Below are 6,173 nucleotides of genomic sequence, written 5' to 3' on the forward strand. Positions count from 1 at the left end.
ATCGACTCTCCTCGTAATCCAAAACCTAACTCTAAGTATAGACTATGCTAGAAAAATTGCATTAAGGCGCGTCCGGTTATTAAATGGCGCCTCGATATTGAAGGCATTCCATCAATTTCTTGCGGCAATTGCGGGGAGTCGTATTTTACCGCGGCGACTATGCACGAGATCGAGCGGGTGAAGGCGCATCGCAAGGCGCTCGCAGTTACTCGCCCGGTTCCTGTAGCAGCCTTCGCATAAGGAGAAGGCGGCCTTGATCATCGTTCCGGCCGGCCGCGGACGAAGCAGCAAGTGGCATACCGAATCAAAAGCGGAAGATTTCAAAAATGACATCTATCAAGATCGCCTATTTTGAAGATGTTGACACGCTTCACCTTTCCATTACTGAGGAGGCCGAGGCGGAAAGCGTTGAAATAAGCCCTGATGTCACGGCTGAGTTGAATGCAAAGGGCGAGTTGATTGGTTTGGAAATTATCAACGCAAGTTCTTATCTTCGCGATACGCTTCTTGAGTCTGTCCAAGCTAGACTACTTCATCTGTCAAGAAAAGTTGCCTAACGAAAAGGATGGGTCAGGGATGGGAGTCACGAGGGATGGTGGTCAGGTCTTGCATAGAACGGAGAAAAGGGGGAAAGGCCACGGTTTCGAGACTCGATCGGCAGTGGGGACGATGGGTTTCGCTGCGCTCTACCCATCCTACTGCCCAGTCTATAGGAGCTTCGCGACCAGAGAGGCGAACCCGCCTGAGCGGCGGCCCGGACCTGCAAATCCACCCGCAGCCCCGCGGCCGTCGCCATGCTGACCATGTCGTCTCGGTGCGACTTGTCAGGATGACCGGTCGCCGGGATCAAGCGCGGCGGACGCATGTCCCGGCCCTTCAGTCATTCGCTGATCCGGTTCCGGTGCGGCCCGAAAGCCTTCGATCAGTGGGCCCTCCGGATCGCCCGGCGGGGCTTCGAAATCCCGCCGGCGATCCATCACCACCTCCACATCCGGCAGGATATCGGCGAACTCCACGCCGTAGATTTCCCAGATCGCCACGAACAGCGAGGCGATCACCGGGCCGATGAAGAGCCCCGGAAAGCCGAACATCAGGATGCCGCCCAGGGTGCTGAAGAAGATCATCAGCTCATGCAGCTTGGTGTCCTTACCCACCAGAATAGGCCGCAGGACATTGTCCAGACTCCCCACCACCAGGCCGCAAAACGCGGCCAGCGCGATGCCGGTGCCAACCTGCCCCTGAACGATCAGGACGATGACCGCCGGAATCCAGATCAGCGCGGCACCCACGTTGGGGATGGTGGACATGACCGCCATCACCGACCCCCAGAAGACCGCATTCGGGATTCCCGCCACGTAGAACGCGAGCCCGGCCAGGGTCCCCTGGAGGAGGCCGATCAGCAGTGACCCCTTGAGTGTGGCCCGCGTCACCGAGGTGAACTTCTCCAGCATCAGCCGCTCTTCCTGAGTCTTGAGCGGCAGGTAATAGAGGATGCGCTCGATCAGTTTGTCCCCGTCCATCTGCAGGAAATACAGGCTGTAGAGAAACACGAAGGTCGTGAAGATGAAATTCACCGCCCCCAGCGTGATCGAGGACAAGCCCTCGACCACCACCTTGCTGAGGGCTGTCGTCGCCTCGCCGACCTGCTGGGCGATCTTGCCCCAGTGCGGCGCCAACTGATCGTAGAAGGGCAGGCGATGCAGCAGTTCGGACACCGCCCCCGGCTGGTTCAGCGTGGTTTTCAGCCAGACGCTGAGAATCTGACTCACGTCCAGCGCCTGTGACACCAGGACGCCGGCCAGCAGGACCAGCGGGATCAGCACCATCACCGCCATGAGCGACAGGGTGGCCAGGGAGGCCAGCCCGCGGCGGCCGTTGAACAGCGTCTCCAACCGCAGGAACAAGGGCCGGGCCAGTGCGCTGAAGACACCCGCCATCAACAAGGCCATCAGAAAGCCTTGGATCATGGAAAGGAACAGCGCGGAGATCCCGAGCGCCAGGATCAGAACCACCGCCTTGCTGACCTGGTCTTGCGTCATCGTGTCATCCTCGCTGGCCGGGTTTGCCGGGGCAGGTGGAAAGGGATCAACCGCGGCGTCCGAACAGCCGGCCGAACAGCCCGCCCTGGCTCGCGCCCGCGGTCGACTTGGCCGGCAGCGCCGCTGCCGCGGCGCTCTCGGTCGCCGCGTTGGCCTGCCAGCGGGCGCCGCGGGCCTCCCAGTCGGCGGCCGACGGGTCGGTGCCCCAGAGTCGGATGGTCCGGTCGGCGCTGCCGGAGATCAGGTAACGGCCGTCCGGCGTGAACTCCAGCGCATAGACATCGCCGACATGCCCGGTGAGCCGGCCGAGCTGTTCGCCTGTGATAGTATCCCACAGCATGATGGTGCGGTCCGCGCTGCCGGTGGCGAAGGTGCGGCCGTCGGGGCTGAACACCGCCGTCCAGACGGGGTACCGGTGCTCGTTGCGCTCCTGGAGCAGTGCGCCGGTGGCCAGATCCCAGACCCCGACGACGCCGTCTACATTGGTCAGCAGCACGCGCTGGCCATCCGCGGTGAACCGCACGCTGTTGATGCCGTTATGGATCACCTCGACTCGGCCGACTTCCTGGCCGGTCGCCACATCCCACAGGATCAGAAAGCTGTCGCGGCTGCCGGAGGCGAGCAGGCGCCCGTCGGGGCTGAAGGCGACGCCTTGCACATACTGATTGTGGCCCTCGATGTGATGGACCTGCTCGCCCATCAGGGTCCAGATGGCGACCGTGCCGTCCTCGCTGCCGGAGGCCAGGAGTTTGCCCTGGGGCTGGAAGGCGACGCTGTAGATCAGGCTGGAGTGTCCGCTCTTCGACCACAGTGCCTCGCCCGTCTCGGCATCCCAGAGCCGCACCACCGCGTCGGTCCCGCCGGAGGCCAGCACCCGGCCCTCGGGATGAAAGGCCACCGAATAGACCCGGCCTTCGTGGCCGCGCAACGTCTGGAGGGTGCGCCCGGCTTCCAGGTCCAGAACCCGCACCGTGCTGTCCCAACTGGCCGTCGCCAGCAATTGGCTGTCGGGGCTCACCGCCAGCCCGTAAATGGTATCGGTTGCGCCGGGACGCGCCACAAAGCGCCAGGTGTCGGACATGGGAGGTTCCTCTGAATCGGGTCGCGATCGGGTCGCAGGGGTCGTCGGGTGCCTTGAGTACCCGGCGGTCGGCAGTGTGCACCAAGGTGCGGCCGGGAAGGCGCAAATCTTAGGGGAATCGGGCGGCGCCGGCTTGCATATTTCGGCTACCGCCTTCGCACCTGATATCCGGACATGGCTGATGAGAGGGGCGGGTTTGAAACCCGCCGCTACAGCCCGTTATCGTGTTGGACGCCTACTACCGACGAGGCGCGTTGAAGTGCCGTACGCCTTGCTTCCGGCGGCGGCTGCCGACCAGGCCGGCGGCACCGATGGCGAGTAGAGTCAGGCTGCCGGCACTGACGGGCGCGGCGAGGGCGGCGAGCAAGGCGAGGCCGACCGTCGCGGCCCGGGACAGGGTCTTCATGGGCTGTGCTCCTTGGTGCATGAGGGGCTTCGGGTGCGCCCTGACCATCCCCGTTGGGGCGGTCAGGACGGGGCGGCCGCGACCGGGCGATGGGTGCGCTCCGGTCGGCGGCGCATCCTGCGCCTGGGTCATTGGTAAGGCGTCGCCGCGGGGCTCCCGCTACGCTGCTGTTGGTCGCTCGGCGCCGCCGTTGCGGAGGTCCGGGTCCCGGCCTCCTCGGTCTCCCGACGCTGCTCGCCGTCGAATTTTTTGACATTCAACTCCCACGAACTCAGTTTAGAAAAGCCCGTGTTGGTCCAGTCGAGACCCTTCGCGACCTTCTGACCGGCGGGGGACTTCGGCTCGATGCGCTCTTTGTATGCCTTGAGTTTATTGCCGACCCGCTCCAGCCAGCCCTTGAAGCGCGTCGACAGGCCCGGGCGGGCCTGTGCGTCGGCGTTGACCGCCTCCTCCGGGGCGACGCCCGAACCCGAGCGCGCCGGGAGAGCGTCCTCCGACAGCGATTCGCGCGCGTCCTGCCACACGTCCTCCTTCGGGCCTGCGGCCTCATCGACCTCGTCGAAGTACCCCGGAGGATGGGGCCGGGGCGTGAAGTAGGAGGTCCCGCTGCTGGAGCGCACTGGCGACAGGTCGGTGGCGCCCGCCGCGTCGGCGTCGCCGGCGACACCGGCATCGACGGCCGAGGCGGCGCCGGCGATCGCATCGATGGCCGCACCGGCCGCGGCACCGACCAGGAAGGTCGCGACCGATGTCCCCACCTCGGAGGTGGCATCCCCCGCTTTGCCGCCGAGCGAGTAGCCGATCTGGTAGCTGTTGCTGTGGGCCGGCACCTGAGCCGAGAAGGGATCGTGGCCGGAGAAGATCGCCGACGGTTTGGTGGTGACGAACTCGGTGAAGATCAGGTTGCCCCCGGGTACGAGCGCCCAACTGCTCAAGGTCTTCTGGATCAGTTCGTCGACCGCAAGGTTGAACTCCATCTTGTAGGCCCCGAAGAAGTTCCCGGTGGAAAGGTCATGCACGTAGCTCTTGGCCCAGTGATAGGGCTCGGTGAAGAAGGCCTTCGCTCCAGTCTTGAAACCGGCCCCGAAGCCCTGCCAGAAGCCGCTGTGATGGGCATGGGGCGGTTTGGGGCCGTAGCGGTGGTCCTTGTTCTCGCGATAATGGCCCGTCGGGTCCTCGAAGTTGACCGGGTCGTTGCCGGCGTAGGCATAGCCGTTGAGGCCGCCGCGTCCGAGCGGCGACATGGAATCCCATTGCAGGAACCGGCCGACAGCGGGGTCGTAAGCGCGGTAGCCGCCTTTGAGTTCCAGCCCGGTGCCGACCTCGATGCCGAGTGCCGTGCCCATCGCCCCTTCGGGATACCGGCTGAGGTCGGCGATGCCGGCCGGGAAGCCGGCGGTGGCAGCGAAGAGATTGGTGGCGATGCCCTCCGGGAGGTACCCCGTATTGGCCAGCACACCGAAGCCGCCGAGGCTGGCGCCATACATCAGCGTGTTGACCGAGCGGCCGAGCAGGTCCGTCACCGCCAGGGAGTTGGGTCGGGTGTTGACGTCGTCCGCCCCAACGGATGAGAAGAAGGTGGTACCGCCGCTCAATGCCACTTCCCACTGGTCTGGATCCGCCGCGGCGTTGCCGCTGGACCGGGCGTTACCGTAGTCGAGCACGTCGGACGCAAGCCAGGTGGCCTGGCGCTCCAGGATGCGCCCCAGCCCATCGCGGAGGAAGACCTGCGAGCCGCCGTCGGCGCGCGTTACGGTGCCGAGTCGGCCATGGGGGTCGTAGCTATAGGTGCGCCCATATGGGTCGCTGGTGACGTTGCCGGCGATGTCGTAGCTGTAGTTTCCGGTCACAAAGCCCGGATTGGTGGTCGGCAGCCCGCCACCGCCAGAGTTGAACCAGCCCTCCGCGACGCTCGCCGTCTGGAAGGGGTTGCGGGCGTCGGGGGCAAGGACGACCGCGACCCCGGCGGACAGGCCGCTCAATGCGTAATTCTTGCGGGTCAGGTTGCCGTAAAGGTCGTAGGCGTAGCCGGCGGCGGTGATCGGCACGAGGCCCGGCCACCGGGCCTGGGGTGCGGCCGATCCGCCGTCGTTGGCATAACCCACCAGCGCGGCGGTCTGCAGGTCGTAGGTGAAGTTCTCGGTCAGGCTGGTGCCGGCGAAGTCCTGACGGCTGCTCTGGGCGACATGGCCGGCCGTGTCGTAGGTAAGCGCGAAGACGGCCGTCGCCGCCGGGTCGCTGCCGCCCCCGCTGGCGTCGGCGACATAGGTGATGCCGGCGCCCGCCGCGCAGGTGACGGTGGCGCAGACGTTGGCCGCCGCGGTCAGGGCGTGGTTGCGCCCGTTGGGGTCGAGGGCCGCGGAGCGGGCGCGGATCATCGGTGTCAGGCTGCCGACGGCGCTGGGCTTCACCTTGAGCGTGAGACGCGCCTGCCCGCTGCCTGGCAGATCCGGCAGCGCGCAGGAGAGGCCGCCGTTGGCCGCGGCACAACCGGCGGGGATGCTGGTCAGCAATTCCAAATTTGGGCGGCACCGCGCGACCTCTGGTGGATGCGGCGCGCGCGACCGCCGTGCCGAGTCCCTGAGACCGAGCGGCGCGCCTTATCCACCCTACAACGGAGCCGGTTTCGTAGGGTGGATAAGCGCAG

6 protein-coding genes are annotated in these 6,173 nt (G+C 65.6%); 2 read left to right on the top strand and 4 right to left on the bottom strand.

The window, feature by feature from the left end; genetic code table 11:
• Positions 1-96: 96 nt before the first annotated feature.
• Together QZY03_RS32315 and QZY03_RS28360 are read left to right on the top strand one after the other, a co-directional pair.
• Positions 97-240, top strand: a complete 144-nt coding sequence (locus QZY03_RS32315; protein WP_363168891.1) for a YgiT-type zinc finger protein — start codon at positions 97-99, stop codon at positions 238-240.
• An 86-nt stretch (positions 241-326) separates the two neighbouring features.
• Positions 327-557, top strand: coding sequence for a DUF2283 domain-containing protein (locus QZY03_RS28360; RefSeq protein WP_295587142.1), 231 nt, complete (start codon positions 327-329; stop codon positions 555-557).
• A gap of 267 nt (positions 558-824) precedes the next feature.
• Here the strand turns inward: QZY03_RS28360 and QZY03_RS28365 are convergent, their stop codons facing one another.
• The 4 genes from QZY03_RS28365 to QZY03_RS28380 all read right to left on the bottom strand — a co-directional run bounded on the left by QZY03_RS28365 (position 825) and on the right by QZY03_RS28380 (position 6,045).
• Positions 825-2,039, bottom strand: coding sequence for an AI-2E family transporter (locus tag QZY03_RS28365; protein WP_295587144.1), 1,215 nt, complete (start codon positions 2,037-2,039; stop codon positions 825-827).
• Positions 2,040-2,085: 46 nt separating this feature from the next.
• On the bottom strand, positions 2,086-3,120 hold the full coding sequence (locus QZY03_RS28370) for a WD40 repeat domain-containing protein (RefSeq protein WP_295587162.1): 1,035 nt from the start codon (positions 3,118-3,120) through the stop codon (positions 2,086-2,088).
• Positions 3,121-3,358: 238 nt separating this feature from the next.
• A complete protein-coding gene (locus QZY03_RS28375; protein ID WP_295587164.1) occupies positions 3,359-3,526 on the bottom strand; it encodes a hypothetical protein in 168 nt (55 codons plus the stop codon).
• A gap of 128 nt (positions 3,527-3,654) precedes the next feature.
• Positions 3,655-6,045, bottom strand: a complete 2,391-nt coding sequence (locus QZY03_RS28380; protein WP_295587166.1) for an RHS repeat-associated core domain-containing protein — start codon at positions 6,043-6,045, stop codon at positions 3,655-3,657.
• Positions 6,046-6,173 lie beyond the last annotated feature (128 nt).

This window comes from uncultured Lamprocystis sp., from assembly GCF_903933125.1.
In the GTDB taxonomy this organism is placed as follows: Bacteria; Pseudomonadota; Gammaproteobacteria; order Chromatiales; family Chromatiaceae; genus Thiodictyon.

Excerpts from the sequence above, each read along its gene's own strand:
- QZY03_RS28360 (WP_295587142.1), top strand. The coding sequence starts at position 327 with ATGACATCTATCAAGATCGCCTATTTTGAAGATGTTGACACGCTTCAC.
- QZY03_RS28365 (WP_295587144.1), bottom strand. The coding sequence starts at position 2,039 with ATGACGCAAGACCAGGTCAGCAAGGCGGTGGTTCTGATCCTGGCGCTC.
- QZY03_RS28370 (WP_295587162.1), bottom strand. The coding sequence starts at position 3,120 with ATGTCCGACACCTGGCGCTTTGTGGCGCGTCCCGGCGCAACCGATACC.
- QZY03_RS28375 (WP_295587164.1), bottom strand. The coding sequence starts at position 3,526 with ATGAAGACCCTGTCCCGGGCCGCGACGGTCGGCCTCGCCTTGCTCGCC.